The sequence below is a fragment of the Polaromonas sp. P1_G2 genome (genome assembly GCF_056405515.1).
In genome coordinates this window covers 1-18,275 of sequence record NZ_JBFUBY010000050.1, presented here as the reverse complement: position 1 = coordinate 18,275, position 18,275 = coordinate 1, and the positions used below count along the sequence as shown (strand labels likewise).

The window sequence follows — 18,275 nt, the reverse complement described above, 5'->3', positions numbered from 1 at the left end:
GCGTTTCACCGCGCGCGCGATCGACACCGCAGATGTCGGGTCGAAGGTCTGCTGCGGCGTGGCCACATCACGCACGTAATCGAGCTCGGCGGCCACGATAGGCAGATCCCGCTGTTTCGCCTCGATCAATGGCAGCCCGAAAGACTCCAGCAGCGACGGGTAGATCAGGGCACGCGCGCCGACGTAAAGATTATCTGTGTCAGAGAGTGGCACGGCACCGATATTCGATATCTGCAAGCCGTGTCGGGTCGACAAATCGCGCAGTTCCCGGCACAGTCTGGGGAACGCGACGTCATCCACAGTCAGGCGCAATGTCGGGAAGAGGCCTTCCTCCGCCAGCAGGCGCCAGGCCTCCAGCAGGCGCCCGTGGTTCTTGTGCGCTTCGCCGGAAGCGACGTACACGAAATCCGCAGGCGGCTGAGAAACCGGCATGGCCAAGACATCGGATGGGACTTTCTCTGCGCCGAACGGAATCACCTCGACAGGCACTCGGCCACGTGTCTTCTGCTCCAGGAGTCGCTTCATGGAGGCCGTCTGCACAACATAAAGATCGGCATTGGCAAGTTTGCTTTTGAACCATAGCCGCTCCAACTGCAGCCTGAGCCGGGTGGTAAACGACAGCCGACCCAGACCGACGGCTTCGACCAGATAGCGGTTCTGCACAAATACAACCACGGGACAGCGCAGCGCGAAAAGCGGGGGCAAATTGCCGAAGCACAGCACGACGTCCTCCGCGCGTGCATTCGATCGGAGCCATTTCTCGGCGAGGAACCTGCCGGCGACAGTTGGCGGGACTCTACGGACTTCGATGCCGGCAGCCATGCCCGATGGCAGCACCATGCGCCGATCCACCTGTGCAACGGTATTCAACGGAGGCCGGACAGCGCTCAACAACGCGGACAGGAGCGTTTTCCCGCCGCCGCCATGGATATTGGGGCCATGAATGATCAGGCGATTAGCCATCTGCGTTCACGCTTCCTGCGACCGCGCACGCAGCCACGCATCACCTGCGATATGCGGATGCGGTGCTTCAGCAACGTGACGGTCGTCGATGTTCATAGCATGTCCGCGCTGGCCGCTCGATGGCGGCAGGCGTCAGGCGCGTATTTACTTTCCAGCGTGCCCTTGTTGGCCATGACGTAGGGGTTACGTGAACGTGTAAGGGACGATGTGCAGACCCAAATGATTTTCCGCGATGAGACAGCGCCCGCCTTTGCCGCCTCGGCGAGCGGCAACAGCCCCGCGCCCGCTTCAATCATGGGGATGAACTTCAGGCTTTTCCCTCCGCCACCGATCTCTGCAAAGGTCAATGTAATTATTCCTGTTGGTGCGGCGATCTCGATTGCCAGCTGGTTCTTGAGCACCATCGGCACCCATGTTGCATCGAATGCGACTCCCTTGAGGGCATTGCTATCCACCAGCGCCTGTACATTGGCTGCCAATGGCAACGCGGCGGCCACTTGCTGGCGTATCCGGCGGCTTTCGAACGCCGCTGGAAGGTGGGAGATAACCAGCACCACCAGCGACAGCAGAGCCGCCACATCCAACAGGGACCGTGATTTTAGGTCAGGAAATTTCAATTTTAAGGAAACCCATGGCCATGAACAATGATGTTTGAGACAAGACCGAACGCTTTGTAAGCGAGATATACATGAGTTGCCAGGACGCCGGCGTTTAGCCCGCCATTCACCCTGAGTCCGTAATACAGGAAGATGAAGTAGCCGAGCATGTTCAGGCGCGAGCCGCCCAGGATCGCGATGCCGATCATCACGGGCAGGAAGCTCAGCATCGGCCCGATCAGCCTTTTCGCATAAAAACACGAGAATCCAAACAGAATCAGGACGGGTACCAGCGAGGTGAAGCTGAATGCCTCGCGCGTAGCAATATAGGTATTTAGTTTCCAGAGCAGGTAGTTGGACTTGAATACGAGGGCCACTGCAATCAGCCCAACGGGCAATGCGAGCTTAAGCCAGGTACTCCGATGCAATTCACCCTTCTCGACCTTTGCAAAAAAGCCGGACAACCAGACCCCCAGCCATAGGAGGAACATCGAGAAATGGGACCAGATCGACATGAACGAAAACACGAACATGCGGACGGGCTTTCCGGTGCTCAGCAGCGCCAGAACCAGCAACAGAAATCCAAACTTGAGACGCTCGGCGGCAAAATAGAGAACCAAGACATAGAAGTTCGTGGCCACGATTGCGGCGGCAATCCGGATATCGGCACCCCAGGCCAGAAACAGCCGCGTTGAATATGCCGCCAGGATGCCGTTGCATACCGACATCAGGAGATTTTTGTCGATTTCGAGAGTGCTACCCAATAGGGAAACCAGGTAGTGCACCCCCTCCGCGCCGGATATTCTCGACTGATATGCTAGCTGGCCGGCCTCCCAACTCATCCCAGGCAAAATACTGTAAGCGCTGTGATAATTGGCCTGGTCCGCTTCAGTATAAAAACCGGAGAGGGCTAGGCTTCCGCAGAAGACCAGGAAACCCAGCAGTAAACACACGAACTCCTGGCTTTCGCAGTCCGATCGGGATGCATTATTCATGGCAGGGCGTTGCTCACTTGAGCATTATCATCTTCTTGACGAGCGAAGCCGGCAGGAGCCGCTTTATCGTCGACCTGAACACCGAACTGATGACGCGTCCCCAAAAGTAAAGGCGGATCAATGGGCGCGTCCGCCCCTTGCACACGGCATCCCGGGACGCCAATATCGTCCTGACGCGGTTGCCTTCGGACAAGCCGCCGGTCAGTACGCTCGAGACAATTTGCTCGGTCTTCAGGAAACCGGCACCCGCAAGGTAAGCATGGTAAAAAAACTCCAGGTCGGCAGCAATTCGGTTCGCGATATTGAACGAATGTTCACGGTGGTAGCCGGCCTCGACAAACGCCGACTGATGCGAGAACTGCATGCCCTGCCAGAGCCTGGCCGGCGTTCCGGGTTGCTCGATCCGCTTGAAATCCGGATACCTGATTTCCACACCACCATAGATCACCGTATTGCCTCCAGTCGGGACAGAAAAAATTTTCGTCAACGTATCCGAAGAATGAAACTGGTCACCGGCATTCATGAAATTGATCCATGCACCCGTTGCCAGCCGCAGCCCCTTGTTCATGGCGTCGTAGATGCCCTCGTCCTTCTCGCTGCGCCAGCAGGAAATTCTGTCCGCATACTTCCTGACTATTTCCAGGGTGCCGTCGGTGGAGCCACCGTCGATGACGATATATTCGAGGTGCGGATAGTCCTGGCCCAGCACGCTGCGAATGGTGGCTTCGAGATGCATCTCCCCGTTGAAGACGACGGTCACCACCGAAACCTTGGGTGGCCCATCGGTCGCGCCCGCAACGTCGTGCCCTACCGACGTCACCGCGAGGCCTCCCGCCGCAACAGCCGTAACAGTCCGACTGCGGCCCAGCCCAGCCCGACTGCGAACCAGAGGGTCAATAACCGGCATACGAGTGTCAATAAAAGCGCATCGGATATCCCAAACCCGTAGCCAACCAGCAGTGCCACCAGCAAGGCCTCGGTGGTGCCCAGTCCGCCCGGCAGAAACGAAATCGCACCGACGACGATGGCGGCAGCATATATTCCGATCGAATCGCCGAAACCGATGGAAGTTTGCGGGACTATCTGTGCCAAAACAAAAAGCGTCGTGCATTCCGCACCCCAGGCCAGAAAGCCCAGCAGCAAACCACCGGCCAGTCGGCGCAATGTCAGGAGCTGCTTCGCCGACAACGTCGCATTCACGATTGCATCACCGATAGCGTCCAGGCGCGGTTTGCGAACGAAGGGAATCCGAAATATCCTGCGCAGCTGCTGCGCATCGAGCACCGCGATTGCGAGGACAACCACCGGCACGCACAGTCCGGCTATCGCCAGCATGGTGCCGTAACCCTTGGCCTGGAAACCGAGGAACACTAGCGCGAGACATACAAAAACACCGAGGTCGGCGAGGCGCTCGACAAAGAATGCCGCCGCCACGGCGCTCAATGGAATTCCGTAACGGCCGTAGTAGGTCACCTTCATCAACTCACCAACCTTGCCGGGGGCAAGCGTGTATGCGAACCCGGCAATATAGGTCAGTACACCGAAAAACGGTGGAAAGTCGTAACCCAGCTGCTGCAGGTACATGCGCCAACGCACTGCCCGTATGACATAGCTGGTGAACGCAAGCGCGATCACGCAGGCATACACGCCGTAGGCCTGGGGCAACGCCCGGAGATCAACCTTCCTCAGGTCCCCCTGGAACGCGAGGAAACATGCCAGGAAAAAAGCTGCAATCGCCGCGTGTGGGAGGTACGCAACCCAACGCGACACCGGTTTTTTCATCGTTGCCACGGCCGTCGCAAGCGCAGCTGCCTCATTCGAAATTTACCCGCTCAAGCTCGACGACCAATGGCCGCTTCAATGTCTGGGTGTGGATGTTGCCCACGTACTCGCCGAGGAATCCGATGACCATCAGTTGGATAGACCCGAAGAAGAACATGCCGATGACGAGCGGGGCAATCCCCAAGCTCATTTCGTCCCAGTGCAGGATCTTGACGACAACATACATCACCGCGATCAGCAGGCTCAGGAGCGATGCCATGAAGCCAAAGATGGTGCATATCCGTAGCGGCAGCTTGGAATGCGTGGTGATGCCAAGCATGCCGATGTCATACAAGGTGTAGAAATTATTCTTGGTGATCCCACGCGACCGCACCGGCTGGTCGTAGGGATACAGGTACTTGGAGAAACCGACTTCGCAGATCAGTCCGCGCCAGTAGGGATAGGCATCGTCGATCGAGCGGATCGCGTCAATCACGCGCCGGTCGTACAGCCCGAACCCCGTGAAGTTCTTGACCAGCTGCACTTCCGACAGCTTGGTGACGAGCGCATAGTACGTCTTCCGCACAAGGAAGAACACCGGCGATTCGGCACTCGTCTTCTTGATGCCCAGCACCATCTTGTATTCACCCTTTTCCCATATGCGCACGAACTCGGCAATCAGTTCAGGCGGATCCTGGAGATCGGAGACCAGCGAAAAGACGGCGTCGCCCCTGGCTTGCTTCATGGCGTAGACGGGTGAACGGATATGGCCGAAATTTCGTGAATTGACGATCAACTTGATGCGCTTGTCCACCGCGCAGAGCCGCTTTACGATGGCCGCAGTCTGGTCGCTCGAGGCGTTGTCGATCACGATATGCTCGTAGTCGTACTCGGGAAGCTGAGCCTCGAAGACCGTCCTCACCCGCGAGATCAGCTCTTCGATATTGCCCTCTTCATTGAAGGCAGGGGTAACAATACTGATGAGTTTTTTCATGTCGCACGTCCGTAGAGGATTTTTTCGGACTCTCCGAGTATGCAATCCATCGAACCGAAAGCGGGACGATATCCGTATTCCTCGGCAGCCCGGCTTTCCGAGTAATAGTTGACTTTTCCGCCGCGCCCGGAAGCCGGCGTGTCCGCGGCTATGTTGTACTGCAACCCGAAACGCTCCTGCAAGGCCGCGAGCAGGGAAAGCTTGTCTACTGGCGCCCGACTGTAGCAATCGATGGCCCCATTGCCCGGCGGCGCTTTCAGCACCGCCTTGACCAGTTGCATGAAATCGACCGGATGAAGGTAGTCGCGCATCATGTTGCCGGCCGACACCGTCAACGGCGTACCGCTTTCGATCGCACGTATCGCATCCGCCATCAGATAGCTCGCCGACATATCCTGAGTATGGCTGAAGTAGCTAAAGACGCGCAGGTCGATTATCGCGTCATCCGGCCTGGCGCGATGGCGGCATTCGGCGTAGAGCTTGGCCACGCCGTACCAGTCACCGGGGCACAGGCGATTGATGGCCACCTGGGCAGGTTCCGTCCCCGTGACCGGGTCTACGAAGTTGCCGCCATAGACGGCACCGCTGCTCAGGAAGATATACCTGCACGCCGGATGTTGCCTCAGATAGTCCAGCGCCATATCGTCGTGGGTCTGCGTTACATCGAGAATGGATGGGCCGAGCGCCAGCGCCTTGCCCGGATCTCCGACACCCACGAAGTTAATGATGGCATCGAAGGCCTGGTCGCCGGGGAACGCATCCAGCGATGCGTTGGCGGCCGGGGCGGGAAGACTGCGGGGTGCCAGCCACGCCTGGACGGCATCCGGCCTTCGCGCGTAGAGGAAGAGCTCATCCCCTCCGGCTTCGAGCATGAGAGCGGCCAGATCTCGTGCGACCTCGCTGGTTGCGCCCAGGATGGCAATGCGCATCAGCCGGCCTGCCCAAGGAAGGCTGCCATACGCAACTCAATTGCCGCCTGGTCGAGCCCATGCTCGCGCAGAAGGTATTCGTAGCTGCCGCAATGGTGAGAAAAACGATCCGACGTCCCGATTCGCAGTATCCGGACGGGCGCGAACTCGCCGGCGATTTCCGCGATGGCCGCGCCCAGGCCACCCAGGACCGAATGCTCTTCCAGAACGACTACCGCACGATGCCGGCGGCAGATATCGGCGACCTGCTGCGAATCGATGGGCTTGATGCTGGGCACGCTCCAGACCGAGGCGCCGGGAAAACGATCCGCGGCGATTCTTTTCGCGGTGCTGACCATGGAGCCGGTGGCAATCAATGCCACCTCGGCGAGCGGACCGCCTGCGACGACAGGAAAGACGCTGCCCACGTCCATGCCCGGCGCCGCCGTATGCACGTCGCCGCGATCGGACTTGCCCAGGCGTAGATAAACCGGCGATTTCGCGGCGTGAGCCCATCGCATGCAGACCGGCACTTCAAATCGGTCGGCCGGTGAAAAAATCGAGAGATTCGGGATGGATCTCGTGCACGCGATGTCTTCGGTCGCCTGGTGGCTGGTCCCCAGATGGCTGTAGACGAAACCGGCACCGTCGCCGATAAACACCATGGGGAGATTGTCATGCGCCACATCAAGCTTGATCTGCTCGACAACGCGTATCGGAATGAAGGCGCTCAGGCCGTACACAAAGGGATGAAAGCCACTGCGCGCCAGCCCTGCGGCGACGCCGACCATATTCTGTTCGGCGATTCCTGCATTGATATACTGCTGCGGGCACGCCTTGCGAAAGCTGTCGAACAAGGCATAGCCATGATCACCGGTAAGCAGCAGTATGCGCGGGTCGGCCTTGGCCAGGCTGACCAGTGTTTCGCTGAAAGCCGTCCTCATGATTCGCCCCGCGCCACTTCTTCGACGGCCAGGGCATAGGTCCCGGCGTCGAGCCGCGTGTAATGCCAGATATTGTTGTTTTCCATGAAGCTGACGCCCTTGCCCTTCACCGTCCGGGCTACAAGCGCCTTGGGCCGGTGCGACGGATCCAACCAAAGCTGCCGGATCGCCGCGTCAATCGCCGCTTCGTCATGACCATCGACCTCAAGCGCATCGAAACCGAAGCTCAGGAACTTGTCCTTGACGGAGCCCAGGCGAATCACATCGTCGGTGGCGCCCATCGCCTGGAAGCCGTTCTCGTCCACCACCACCATGAAGTTGTCCAACTCATGGTGGGCGGCAAACATGGCGCCCTCCCAGATCGGCCCTTCGTTCAATTCGCCATCGCCCACGATGGCGTAGGTCTTCTGATCGGTGCCATTGAGCCGAGCGCCCAGGGCTAGGCCCACGCCAACCGAGAAGCCGTGCCCGAGCGAGCCGGACGTCACCTCCAGGCCGGGAATGCGCGAATCGGACAAACCCTTCAAGTCGCTGCCGTCGGCAAAGTAGGTAGCGATGTCCTCGTGCTTGAGCCAGCCTTTCTCGTACATGCAGGCGTACTGCGCCATGACGCCATGCCCCTTGCTCAAGACCAGGTAGTCGCGGCCGGCGGCCTCGGGCGCATTGCCGGGATAGCGCAGGTGATTGCGGTACAGGACCGCCAGCAGCTCGACGATGGAGAATGCGCAACCGATATGCACGGTGGCACCCGCGTAGGCCATGTCCAGGACAGTCTTGCGCAAGCTTCTGCAGTCCATGGTCATGTTCTCTTGCGGATGGGTCACATGGTTCAAAAGTTGACGCCCAGGAAGGTTTCTATCTTCCGCGCCGCGAAGTCGAGCATCTCCTCGCTCAGGCTGGGCTGGACGCCGATCCAGAATGTGTTGTTCATCACGTTGTCCGTGTTGGTGAGGTCGCCGCTGACGCGGTACTTCGCATTCGCCATATAGGGCTGGCGTGTCAGATTGCCGGCGAACAGGAGCCGCGTGCCGACCTTGTTCTGATCAAGATAGGTCAGCAGGTCGAGGCGACTCACCGGGCTCTGGTCCTTGAGGGTGAGGGGGAAGCCGAACCAGGACGGGTCGGAGTGCTCGGTCGCCACCGGCAGGGACAGGAACTCCTGGCAGTCCTGGAGGCGCTGGTGCAGGAACGCGAAATTCGACTTGCGCGCCTGGATGAAGGCGGGCGCTTGATCGAGCTGCGCCAGTCCGCACGCAGCCTGCATATCGGTGATCTTGAGGTTGTACCCCAGGTGGCTATAGGTGTATTTGTGGTCATACCCCTGCGGCAGGTCGCCCAGCTTCCAGCAGAAGCGCTTGCCGCAGGTGTTGTCCTTGCCTGGAGGGCAATAACAATCCCGGCCCCAATCGCGAAAGCTTTCAGCGATGGTCTTGAGTTCGTCGTGCCTGGTGAACACCGCACCGCCCTCGCCCATGGTGATGTGATGGGCGGGATAGAAACTCAGGGTTCCGATGTCGCCAAAGGTACCGACCATCTGGCCGCGATAGGTCGAACCCAGCGCATCGCAGCAGTCCTCGATCAGCCAGAGATTGTGCCGCTTGCACAACTCGGTGACCACGTCGAGATTGAACGGGTTGCCGAGCGAATGCGCCAGCATGACGGCCTTGGTTTTCGGCGAGATGGCGGCCTCTATCTTGCTCGCGTCGATATTGTGGGTCAGGCGGTCGACATCCACGAAGACCGGCACCGCGCCGAACTGAAGTATCGGATTGACAGTGGTGGGGAATCCGGCGGCGACGCCGATGACTTCATCGCCGGGCTGGATTGCCCGGCCGCCGAGTTTGGGGGAGGTCAGCGTGCTGAAGGCAACGAGATTCGCCGATGACCCGGAGTTCACGGTAAGCAGATGCTTGACACCGATGAACGCGGCCAGTTTTTTTTCGAACTCCGCATTGAAGCGGCCCGTGGTCAGCCATCCGTCCAGCGAGGCGGCCACCATGTTCTTCAGCTCGCCCGCGCCCAGTACCTTCCCCGACGGGGGGACAGCGGTGGCGCCCGGAAAGAAGGGCTGGGGCGCGAACGCGATCGAGGCGTACTCGTCGACCAGCCTGGCGATCTCTTCACGTATGGATTCTGTTCTTGCGTTTTGCATGCTGTTCAATTTTTCGCCTGCGATTGATACGCGGCAATCTGTTCCAACGTCAGGGCGCGCGCATCCGCGCCGCCTTGCTGACCCCTTGCCCACGCCACCACCAGCTTCAACGCCTGCGCGAGCGGCAACTGCGGATGCCAACCCAGCCGGCTGCGCGCCTTGGAGATGTCAAGCTTGAGATGGTGCGCCTCGTGCGGGTTCACGCCTTCGACCGGTTGCCATCCGGCGCCGCCGCCCCAAGCCTTCGCCAGCTCGTCGGCCACCCAGCTGACCGGCCTGGCGTCGGCATCGTTCGGCCCGAAATTCCAGGCTTCCGCATACGCGGGCCCTTGCGTGTACAGGCGCTCCGCCAGGGTGAGGTACCCACACAGCGGCTCCATCACGTGCTGCCACGGGCGTATCGCATTCGGGTGCCGTATCTGCACCGCCTTGCCGCCGGCAAATGCGGCGAGGATATCGGGCACCAGCCTGTCCTGCGCCCAATCGCCGCCGCCGATCACATTTCCGGCCCGTGCGGTGGCCACGGCCACGCCGTGCGTGCCATAGGCATCGGGATTGAAGTATGAGGACCGGTAGGCCGCGCTCACCAGTTCGGCGCAACCCTTGCTGCTGCTGTAGGGATCGTAGCCGCCCATGGCTTCGTTCTCACGGTAGCCCCAGGCCCACTCCCTGTTTTCGTAGCACTTGTCGGTCGTCACCACCACGACCGCCTTGACGCCGGCCGTCCGGCGCACGGCCTCAAGCAGGTGCACCGTACCCATGACATTCACGGCATAAGTGTCGACGGGTGTGTCGTAGGAAACACGCACCAGCGACTGCGCAGCCATGTGGATCACGATTTCCGGCGCCGTATTGGCGACGGCCTCCGCCAGGGCGGCGGCATCGCGGATATCGCCGACCAGCGAGTGCATGCCCCTGCCCACATCGGCAAGCTCGAACAGACTGGGCGAGCTGGGCGGCGCCAGCGCATAGCCGCTGACGACGGCGCCCAGGCGCTGCAGCCACAATGCCAGCCACGCGCCCTTGAAGCCGGTGTGGCCGGTCAGCAAGACCTTTTTGCCCTTCCAGAACCCGGGATTCATTCCCAGACCTTCCAGGGCGCCTTGCCGGATGCCCACAGCTCATCGAGGTGATTCTTGTCGCGCAGTGTGTCCATCGGCTGCCAGAAACCTTCGTGCGGATAGGCCTTCAGTTGCGCGGAGGCGGCCAGCATCTCCAGCGGCTCGCGTTCCCAGCTGGTCTGGTCCCCGGCTATCAGGTCTATGACCTTGGGGGACAGCACGAAGAAACCGCCATTGATCATGCCGCCGTCGCCCTTGGGCTTTTCCTTGAAGGACATGACGTTGTGGTCGGGCGCGATATTCAGCGCACCGAACCGGCCCGGCGGGAACACGGCTGTCAAAGTGGCCAGCCGCTGGTGCTCACGATGAAAGTCGATCAACTGGGCAATATTGACATTGCTGACGCCGTCGCCGTAGGTGAAACAGAATGCCTCCTCGCCCTCGACGAAGCGGGCGATGCGCTTCAGGCGTCCGCCGGTCATGGTTTCCTCGCCGGTGTCCACCAGCGTGACACGCCAGGGCTCGGCATAGCGATGGTGCACTTCCATTTCGTTGCGCTGCAGATCGAAGGTGACATCCGAGCTATGCAGGAAGTAGTTGGCGAAGTACTCCTTGATGACATAACCCTTGTAGCCGCAGCAGATGATGAAATCGTTGATCCCGAAATGGGAGTAGATTTTCAGGATATGCCAGAGGATGGGCTTGCCGCCGATATCGATCATCGGTTTGGGCTTGAGGGCGGTCTCTTCGGAGATGCGTGTTCCAAGCCCGCCGGCCAGAATAACGGCTTTCATGTCAGTTCCAGCCGCCTGAGGCGCGCACAAAGAGATGTTCAAACGCAGGTGACATCACTGATCGGCGAATACTCGAACCCATCGCGGTACCTATGGAAAGATTGGCGGATAAAACCTTCGTAGTTTAACATGCGCCCGAAGTAGTAATTCCTCTGTACGCGCCCTGTGCCGGGCAGAACCAGGCTATGGACACCGTTTCAATTTCGGCTATTGGATCCCGCATGTTTCCCTTCCCCAGTTATTCGAGCGATATCGAAAATATCGGTATCTACGGCGCCATCGCCTTCTTTGCGGCGTTCCTGGTTTATATCGTGGTCGACAAGACGGCGGCCGGCGCCGACAGTTACACACGTGTGAACCGCGTCCACTCGCGAATTTTCCTTGCCTACCTCTGCGTCACGGTCGTGGCCGCGCTGGCCGGCGCCGGCATCGACAGCCACGCCCTGCTGGGCATTGCGACGGGCGCATTCATCTACTTTTCCCTGCACTACGTGTTTGTTTTCGCCCTGATCGGCATTTGCCGGAAAAGCATCTCGGTCGGCATCATGGCCGCCATGCAGACACTGGAATCGGAGCAGCAGCCCGTGACACCGCAAAGCCTGGAGTCGCGCATGCAAGCCGGTGGCGTCGGTATCCGGGACCTGAGGGACAGCAGGCTCGGGCAGATGGTCCACCTGGGATTTGCCCAGGAGCAGGCGGGGATCTATTCGATCACCCCGCTCGGCCGGCGTGTCCATACGGTCGGCGCGTGGGTGCTGGCAATCTACGGATTGAAGCGTCTATGAGCCTCTTGCATGTCCTGCAGACAGTCGTGCTGCTCCTTGCCATCACACTTGCGCTGCATGTACTGGTGTGCCGCCTGACGGGGGGTGCACGCTTCATGCCCAAGGGGGTGGCGCTGGGCGGCGCGGCCACATTGGCGCTCCTGGCTTATCAGCTCTCGGCGTTTCGGCTCGACCTGGTGGAGCTGTATCTGTTCTTGGCGGCCTGGTTGTTTTACCTGATGGTGTTGATCAACCTGCTGAACTCGGTCACGCTGAAAATGCTGGCCTACCTTCACGCGGCACCGCAAGGCTCGCTCGACCTTGCCGCCTTCGATGCCGCCTTCAATGCGGAAGACGGCCTGCTGACACGCCTGGAGATGATGCAGGGCAGCGGATTGGTCGTGGCGCAGGATGGGGGCCTGCTTCTTACCGCCAGGGGCCGCGCCCTGCTTGGGGCGATCCGGCTGTTTGGGCGCCCCTTTTCAATCGAGCCCGGTCAGGCCTCCTGAGCCGCGGGCAAGGGCGCCCGTCCTCCAGCCTGCATTTTCCAGGCAAACCATCCCAGCAGACACAGCAGGCTCAAAAGGTGCACCGCAACGAACACACCCGGCGTTGCCTGCACGACGGTGTAGCGGTGGTGATACGAAATACCGCATAGGACGACGCCCAGCCATAGATAGTCGCCCCAGGCCAAATCGAGTTGGACAGCGGGCGCGCAGCGCAAGGTCAGCAGGGCCATCGGAAGCATGCTGAGCGCGACATAGCGGCTTTGGTTGCCCATCTGTACCTGCGGACCGGGCAGGAAGGCATACGCCATCGGCCCCAGCACCATCAGAATCAGGGCGACATTCTCGAGCGCCATCAAGCGCCGCAGCATCTCCCTCCCCGTGACCCGCTTCCAGCATGCCAGCATGAATATGCCGATGAAAGGAAGCAATGGCACCAGGACGCGGGAAATATGCTCGGCGAAGCCGGAGACGGAAAACTGGGCCGATACCAGCCAGGGGAAAAGAGCGAACAGCACCGTGCGTGTGATTGAATTTGGATATGCGAAATGCGCCGACGTCGCGATCAACAGGGCATAGGTGCCTACGGTGACGGCACCGATCCAGAAGCACTTCATCAATGCGGCACGCCTGCCCTCCGTACGACCGAAGACGGCCAGGGCGTACAGCAATACGCCGGGCAGGAGCAGCAGCGACAACTGTTTGCCCAAGGTGGCAACCACCATGCCAAACAATATCCAGCCGACCCTGCGATTGACGAGGCCACTCAGCGTGATGGCCAGGCCCAGCACGCAGACCAGGTCGATGAGAAGGCCCGGCACGAAGATGATCAGCCGGTACGAAAACGCCGACAGCGAAACAATGAGGAAGAGCAGGCATGCGAATGCGGCGTTCGGCGTACTTTGCCGCAAAACGCCGAAGGATATCCATGCAATTGCGAATATCAGGAACAACACGGTCAGCGTGTACACCATGCCGAGATCGACGGAGAACAAGACCGAAACGATGCCCACCAGGTAATGTGGAATCCATCGCTGCGAGAAGTGATAGGCGATACGTTCCGCGGGAAGCCCTGGGGCCGATCCTGAAATATGCAGGTAAGAGTAGACGTCGGTTGCCTGGACCCAATCGACGGCGGCCATAAACGGCAATTGGTAGGTCGTGGCATAGAGGAACACAAGGACCAGCAGCACGGCGGCCAGTCGACCGGAGATCTTTTCTGTATTCATGTCATCGGGGGGCTGCATCATGAGCGCCAGCGGCAAGGAGAGATGGGCCGCCCCATATGAAAAAGCCGGCCGGCATGACTTTACTTTGGCAGCGCAAGGCCAAGCAGATACTCGGCCCACTGCCAATCCGTTTCCGTGTCGATATCGACCCCTTCAAGGGGCGTATCCATGACAAGGGGGATCGTGTCTTTATTGCAGAAAGAGCGCGATGCGCGCAGCTCGGCGGGGGAAATGAGGTAGAACGCGCCGTTGAGCGCGTAGGCAGGCGGCAGGACCTGAGCACGGAGATCCGCCTGGCTGCGTTCGACAAAAGGCTTCATCGAGACGCCGTCGATCCGGAAGCACCACAGCGGATGCGTGCTCGCCTGCGATACACCGACGACCGAACGGAACGCATGCGCCCGGAACATTTCCAGCCCCCGCAATACCGATTCCCGGCTGCGGAAGGGCGATGTCGGTTGCAACAGCAGCAAGCCATCCAAGGGGCCGTGCAGACCTTCGTAGTCATCAAGCGCATGCAAGGCCACGTCCACTGAAGAGGCCTCGTCTGTTGCCAGCGCCGCCGGCCGCAGCCACGGCACCGATGCACCCGCTTTGCGGGCGATGCCGCCGATCCCCTCATCGTCCGTGGACACTACGATGTCGACAATTTCGGGGATTCCCTGCGCGGCCTGGATACTCCATTCGATCAAGGGCTTGCCCCCGAGCACACGGGTGTTTTTTCCGGGAAGGCGCTTGGAACCGCCGCGCGCGGGAACGAGGGCGAGTATCTTCATAGGGACAGGAAATGCTTGAGCACCTTCAGGCCGGCGGTCCCGCTTTTTTCCGGATGAAACTGGCAACCATGAATGTTGGCCCGCGCGATCACCGCGCTCACGGGGGCACCGCCGTACCGGCAATCGGCCACGCGGTGCGAGGGGTCTTGCGGGGCGGCCATGAAGGAGTGGACGAAATAGAACGCCTCGCTGGGGCCCATTCCCTGCAACAGCGTGCCGTCCCAGCTGCTCCTGCCATCCGGCAGGGACAGTTCACTCCAGCCGATATGGGGCACTTTCTGCGCGCGTCCGTCGCTGGTGCTGGTCGGGATGGGAATCACCCGCCCGGGAATCAGTCCCAAGCCGGGGGTCACGCCGAATTCCTCACTCTCGTCGAGCAACAGCTGCATGCCCAGGCAGATGCCCAGCAGGGGCTTGCCCTGGCGGGCGAAAGCGCGCACCACCTCGTCCAGATTGCGGCGATGCAACTCGGCCATGGCATCGCGAAAGGCCCCGACACCCGGCAGGACGATCCGCGGCGCGGCCAGAATAGTTTCCGGATCATTTGACACCAGCACAGAGGCGCCGCAATGCTCCAGGCCGCGGCTTACGCTCAGCAGGTTACCTACCCCGTAATCGATGACAACGACATCAGCGCTCATATGCACGCACCTGCACTCCGCCAGCTTTCGCAGCTTGCCGCAATTCCCCAAGGGTCGCGCGCTCGTAATGAAGGATATCCGCCATTGCCACCGCGTTCGCCCCGCTTTGCCTGACCACCGCAATCAGGTCGTCAGCCTTGCCCATGCCACCGCTTGCGATGACCGGAATGCCGACGGCGTCGGTGATCGCCCGCGTTAGCGCCAGATCGAATCCCTGGCGAGTACCTTCGCGATCAATCGAAGTCACCAGGATTTCCCCGGCGCCGAGCGCCTCGCCCTTGCGCGCCCACTCGACCACATCAAGGCCGCTTCTTTCGCGCCCGGTGTCCGTGTACACCTCCCAGTGCCCCGGTGACTGCTGTTTCGCCTCGATCGACAGTACCATGCATTGCGACCCGAAACGCCGAGAAACCTCATGGATCAGCTCGGGGCGGAGCACCGCAGCCGTGTTGATCGCCACTTTGTCGGCACCGGCGCCGAGCAGGTCGCTGACATCCTCGACACTGCGGATGCCGCCGCCCACCGTGATGGGAATGAAGACATCCTTGGCGGCCGCACGGATGATGTCCGTCAGCTTGTTGCGCCCGTACAGGCTGGCGACGATGTCGATATACAACAGTTCGTCCGCGCCCTGCTCGTAGTATTTCTTCGCGTAGTCGCCGGGATCGCCGATAACGCGCAAGCCTTCGAGGTGCACCCCCTTGATCAGGTTCGCGCCCTTGATATCAAGCCGGGCAATGAGACGTGTATTGCTCATGCACTTATTTATTCAACACCTTCGTGCCAGACTGCATGGCGCAGCTTCCACTCACCATCCTGCTGCTGCCAGATGTGGTCCGAGCGCCAGCTATCGATGACCTCGTGCACTTCCGCATCGGTAATCGAACAAAACTCCAGGAATTCCTTGTAATACTTCCTCGGAAATTCATGGTCATAGCGCTTGACCAACGCGACACCCTCTTCCCGCGTGATTTTTCCGTCACGGATCTCGTGGGCTGCATCGGAGGTCGTGCGGCCGATGCCAAATTTGATGTACGACAGGTAGTAATGAAATCCATCAATCTGGTCATCCAGGCTTGCATACTTCGAGTACGTACCCTCAGAACGTTCGGTGTTGGGTGTAAAACCAGTATGTTCCCTGCAGTAGTAGTAGTTCTCCTGCGGGTCCCAGAATTTGTAATAGCCCAGAAAATGTATCTCGGTCTTGTTCTTCGTGGTGTCCTCATAGCTGGGCGCCATGAAGGGATACAAGTCCGCCAGGGAGACACCATGCTCCGCCCAGAATTCCGGCGGCAACCCCGAGAAGTAATGCTTGTCGTGATCCTGGATGTCGCGCGTCGGCCGGAAGGCGTTCTTCATGTCGCCGCCGTACTCGATCTCACCATTCTCGCCATACATGATGAGCTGAATATTGTGTTTGACGGCCATGTGCAGCGGAAAATTGGTTTGCCCATAGATAAACGGCTGAAATGGGTCACCCAGATGCTTGAACGACAAGTGCGTGAGCTTCTTGGTTACCTGGGGGTTCGGTGTGCCCAGGATATGGTTAAAACCGGAGGCAATGAATGCATCAAGATTCTGGCGCCCGATTGCGGTGGCCTTTAACGGCGCCCACGTCACCGCAAGCGGGTTCATGCCGTATTTAAACTTCAGCTGGTGAGCCACAAAGCTGCCGTCCTTGCCGCCGCTGCATGGCACAACGACGTCGTATTCGCCATTGCTCTTGCGATATCGGTCACACAGATCAACCAGTTCCTTCTCACGCTGCGCCCAATCGATCTGCGTGCGTTTGAACTCGGCGTAATTGCAAGCGGAACAGACGCCATGCGCATCGAAGGTTATACGCGGACGCTGATTGGAAACCGTGCACTTCTTGCAGAACCTGATTTCGGGCGGCAAATTGTATTGCTTGATTAAATCTCTCTTCATGGCTTCAACTCTTTCACCAAACTATTGCTAATGGAATCTGCTGCAAACTTCAAATCGTCGGGCCTGCCTACATCCAGCCACGGTTCGTGCATCGGGTAAGCCACCGTGCGCATCGCCTTGCCCTGCAGGCGTTCGAATAAGGCAGGCATGTCGCATGGCACCCCAGGCACAAGACAGTCGAGTGCTTCAGGCATCAGTGCATAAACCCCTGCATTGATGTGGCTACGCGCAACCGGTTTTTCCTCGAAGCCAACGATGTCGATGCCGTCCGTCTGAACAACGCCAAACGGGTGTTGCCACTCATGCAGTCTCACGGCCATCGTCGCCGCCGCCGTATAGCGGTTGTGAAAATCGAGCAACTCGCCATAGCGGATGTCGGTGATCACATCGCCGTTGGTCACCACGAAGGGCGCATCGGGCCGCGGGTTGAGCAGGCCGAGCGCCCCGGCCGTGCCCAACGGCGCAGGCTCGCGCAGGTAATCGATGGTCACGCCGAGTTTGTCACCCTTGCCGAAATAGTCCTCGATCATGTGGCCCAGGTAATGGATGGCCAGGACAAAGTGGTTGAATCCCTCCGACTTGGCGCGCTCGATGATGTGTTCCAGCATGGGCTTGCCGGCCACCGGTACCAAGGGCTTGGGACAGTTTTCCGTATGCGGCATCAGGCGCGTTCCCTTGCCCCCCGCCATGATCACCATCAGGTTGGAACGCGCGGCCGGCGTTGTGACCTCATCCCAGAGATGCAACCCGACCACACGCTGATCGTCGTCGACGATGGGAATCTGCTGGATCTTGTTGGCCGTCATCAGTTGCAAAACTGTATCCCGCCCCAATCCCGGAGGCACGACCAGGGCGTTGCGATGGACAATCTCCGCCAGGGGGCTGCTCATATCCAGCCCCCTGAGCAGGCCGCGGCGGATATCGCCATCTGAGATCGTGCCTTCCAGCCGTCCGCTCTCGTTGACGATCAGCACGATCTTGATCGCGACCTCGTCGAGATTCAGGATCGCCTGCTGGATATTCGCACTGAGCGGCRGGATGCCTTGGCGCCAAAGTTCAATTGAGGCGCTCATGTCAGTCCTGCCGCATCCATGACGGGTAAGTCATGAAATGTTTTCTTGAGGGAAGCCGGGAAATCGTAATCTTCCAGGATATGCAGGATTTTCTGGCTGGCGCCGCCATCTCCATAGGGACTCATCACCTGGCCCAGATTTGCCTGAAAATTTGCTGAATAAGCTTCCGCCAGCGCCGCCTTGATGCTT

The 18,275-nt window shown here is 59.7% G+C and carries 21 protein-coding genes; 2 read left to right on the top strand and 19 right to left on the bottom strand.

Going from position 1 to position 18,275, the window contains the following annotated elements; translation table 11 throughout:
• From AC1D0P_RS07640 to rfbF, 12 genes are all read right to left on the bottom strand, one after another.
• Positions 1 to 963, bottom strand: a 963-nt coding sequence (locus AC1D0P_RS07640; RefSeq protein WP_477676178.1) for a glycosyltransferase, incomplete at its 3' end; no start/stop codon positions are given.
• A 92-nt stretch (positions 964 to 1,055) separates the two neighbouring features.
• Complete coding sequence (locus AC1D0P_RS07635) at positions 1,056 to 1,580, bottom strand: hypothetical protein (RefSeq protein ID WP_477676177.1); 525 nt, start codon at positions 1,578 to 1,580, stop codon at positions 1,056 to 1,058.
• A 2-nt stretch (positions 1,581 to 1,582) separates the two neighbouring features.
• Positions 1,583 to 2,554 carry a hypothetical protein gene (locus AC1D0P_RS07630; protein ID WP_477676176.1) on the bottom strand — a complete coding sequence of 324 codons (972 nt, stop codon included), beginning with the start codon at positions 2,552 to 2,554 and terminating at the stop codon, positions 1,583 to 1,585.
• A 13-nt stretch (positions 2,555 to 2,567) separates the two neighbouring features.
• Positions 2,568 to 3,314 (bottom strand): glycosyltransferase family 2 protein, encoded by a 747-nt coding sequence (locus tag AC1D0P_RS07625; protein ID WP_477676175.1) that lies wholly within the window; start codon positions 3,312 to 3,314, stop codon positions 2,568 to 2,570.
• A gap of 56 nt (positions 3,315 to 3,370) precedes the next feature.
• Entirely contained in the window at positions 3,371 to 4,336 is a 966-nt protein-coding gene (locus AC1D0P_RS07620; protein ID WP_477676179.1) for a lysylphosphatidylglycerol synthase transmembrane domain-containing protein, read from the bottom strand.
• Positions 4,337 to 4,367: 31 nt separating this feature from the next.
• Positions 4,368 to 5,309 carry a glycosyltransferase family 2 protein gene (locus AC1D0P_RS07615; protein WP_477676174.1) on the bottom strand — a complete coding sequence of 314 codons (942 nt, stop codon included), beginning with the start codon at positions 5,307 to 5,309 and terminating at the stop codon, positions 4,368 to 4,370.
• Entirely contained in the window at positions 5,306 to 6,238 is a 933-nt protein-coding gene (locus AC1D0P_RS07610; protein WP_477676173.1) for an NAD-dependent epimerase/dehydratase family protein, read from the bottom strand. Before AC1D0P_RS07610 ends, AC1D0P_RS07615 begins: the two co-directional genes overlap by 4 nt.
• Positions 6,238 to 7,161, bottom strand: a complete 924-nt coding sequence (locus AC1D0P_RS07605) for a transketolase family protein (protein WP_477676172.1) — start codon at positions 7,159 to 7,161, stop codon at positions 6,238 to 6,240. The genes AC1D0P_RS07610 and AC1D0P_RS07605 overlap by 1 nt, the downstream gene beginning before the upstream one ends.
• Positions 7,158 to 7,958 carry a transketolase gene (locus tag AC1D0P_RS07600; protein WP_477676171.1) on the bottom strand — a complete coding sequence of 267 codons (801 nt, stop codon included), beginning with the start codon at positions 7,956 to 7,958 and terminating at the stop codon, positions 7,158 to 7,160. Before AC1D0P_RS07600 ends, AC1D0P_RS07605 begins: the two co-directional genes overlap by 4 nt.
• 32 nt (positions 7,959 to 7,990) lie before the next feature.
• Complete coding sequence (gene rfbH, locus AC1D0P_RS07595; RefSeq protein ID WP_477676170.1) at positions 7,991 to 9,313, bottom strand: lipopolysaccharide biosynthesis protein RfbH; 1,323 nt, start codon at positions 9,311 to 9,313, stop codon at positions 7,991 to 7,993.
• A 5-nt stretch (positions 9,314 to 9,318) separates the two neighbouring features.
• Positions 9,319 to 10,395, bottom strand: a complete 1,077-nt coding sequence (rfbG, locus tag AC1D0P_RS07590; RefSeq protein ID WP_477676169.1) for a CDP-glucose 4,6-dehydratase — start codon at positions 10,393 to 10,395, stop codon at positions 9,319 to 9,321.
• Positions 10,392 to 11,168: a glucose-1-phosphate cytidylyltransferase gene (gene rfbF, locus AC1D0P_RS07585; protein WP_477676168.1), complete on the bottom strand. Its 777-nt coding sequence runs from the start codon at positions 11,166 to 11,168 to the stop codon at positions 10,392 to 10,394. Before rfbF ends, rfbG begins: the two co-directional genes overlap by 4 nt.
• 221 nt (positions 11,169 to 11,389) lie before the next feature.
• On the opposite strand from rfbF, the gene AC1D0P_RS07580 reads away from it, so the two are divergent.
• Together AC1D0P_RS07580 and AC1D0P_RS07575 are read left to right on the top strand one after the other, a co-directional pair.
• Complete coding sequence (locus tag AC1D0P_RS07580; protein ID WP_477676167.1) at positions 11,390 to 11,953, top strand: hypothetical protein; 564 nt, start codon at positions 11,390 to 11,392, stop codon at positions 11,951 to 11,953.
• Positions 11,950 to 12,441, top strand: a complete 492-nt coding sequence (locus tag AC1D0P_RS07575; protein WP_477676166.1) for a hypothetical protein — start codon at positions 11,950 to 11,952, stop codon at positions 12,439 to 12,441. The genes AC1D0P_RS07580 and AC1D0P_RS07575 overlap by 4 nt, the downstream gene beginning before the upstream one ends.
• Here the strand turns inward: AC1D0P_RS07575 and AC1D0P_RS07570 are convergent.
• The 7 genes from AC1D0P_RS07570 to AC1D0P_RS07540 all read right to left on the bottom strand — a co-directional run.
• The gene (locus AC1D0P_RS07570; RefSeq protein WP_477676165.1) at positions 12,429 to 13,667 is read right to left on the bottom strand and encodes a hypothetical protein; all 1,239 of its coding nucleotides are present in this window, start codon (positions 13,665 to 13,667) and stop codon (positions 12,429 to 12,431) included. The two genes, AC1D0P_RS07575 and AC1D0P_RS07570, sit on opposite strands and share 13 nt — an antisense overlap.
• An 80-nt stretch (positions 13,668 to 13,747) precedes the next feature.
• On the bottom strand, positions 13,748 to 14,443 hold the full coding sequence (locus AC1D0P_RS07565) for an acylneuraminate cytidylyltransferase family protein (RefSeq protein ID WP_477676164.1): 696 nt from the start codon (positions 14,441 to 14,443) through the stop codon (positions 13,748 to 13,750).
• Positions 14,440 to 15,084, bottom strand: a complete 645-nt coding sequence (gene hisH / locus AC1D0P_RS07560) for an imidazole glycerol phosphate synthase subunit HisH (protein ID WP_477676163.1) — start codon at positions 15,082 to 15,084, stop codon at positions 14,440 to 14,442. The genes AC1D0P_RS07565 and hisH overlap by 4 nt, the downstream gene beginning before the upstream one ends.
• On the bottom strand, positions 15,074 to 15,841 hold the full coding sequence (gene hisF / locus AC1D0P_RS07555) for an imidazole glycerol phosphate synthase subunit HisF (RefSeq protein WP_477676162.1): 768 nt from the start codon (positions 15,839 to 15,841) through the stop codon (positions 15,074 to 15,076). The genes hisH and hisF overlap by 11 nt, the downstream gene beginning before the upstream one ends.
• Positions 15,842 to 15,849: 8 nt before the next feature.
• The gene (locus AC1D0P_RS07550) at positions 15,850 to 17,013 is read right to left on the bottom strand and encodes an N-acetyl sugar amidotransferase (protein WP_477676161.1); all 1,164 of its coding nucleotides are present in this window, start codon (positions 17,011 to 17,013) and stop codon (positions 15,850 to 15,852) included.
• Positions 17,010 to 18,086: a nucleotidyltransferase family protein gene (locus AC1D0P_RS07545; RefSeq protein ID WP_477676160.1), complete on the bottom strand. Its 1,077-nt coding sequence runs from the start codon at positions 18,084 to 18,086 to the stop codon at positions 17,010 to 17,012. Before AC1D0P_RS07545 ends, AC1D0P_RS07550 begins: the two co-directional genes overlap by 4 nt.
• Positions 18,083 to 18,275 (bottom strand): hypothetical protein (locus tag AC1D0P_RS07540; protein WP_477676159.1); only part of this gene is annotated, 193 nt, incomplete at its 5' end. The genes AC1D0P_RS07545 and AC1D0P_RS07540, both read right to left, overlap by 4 nt.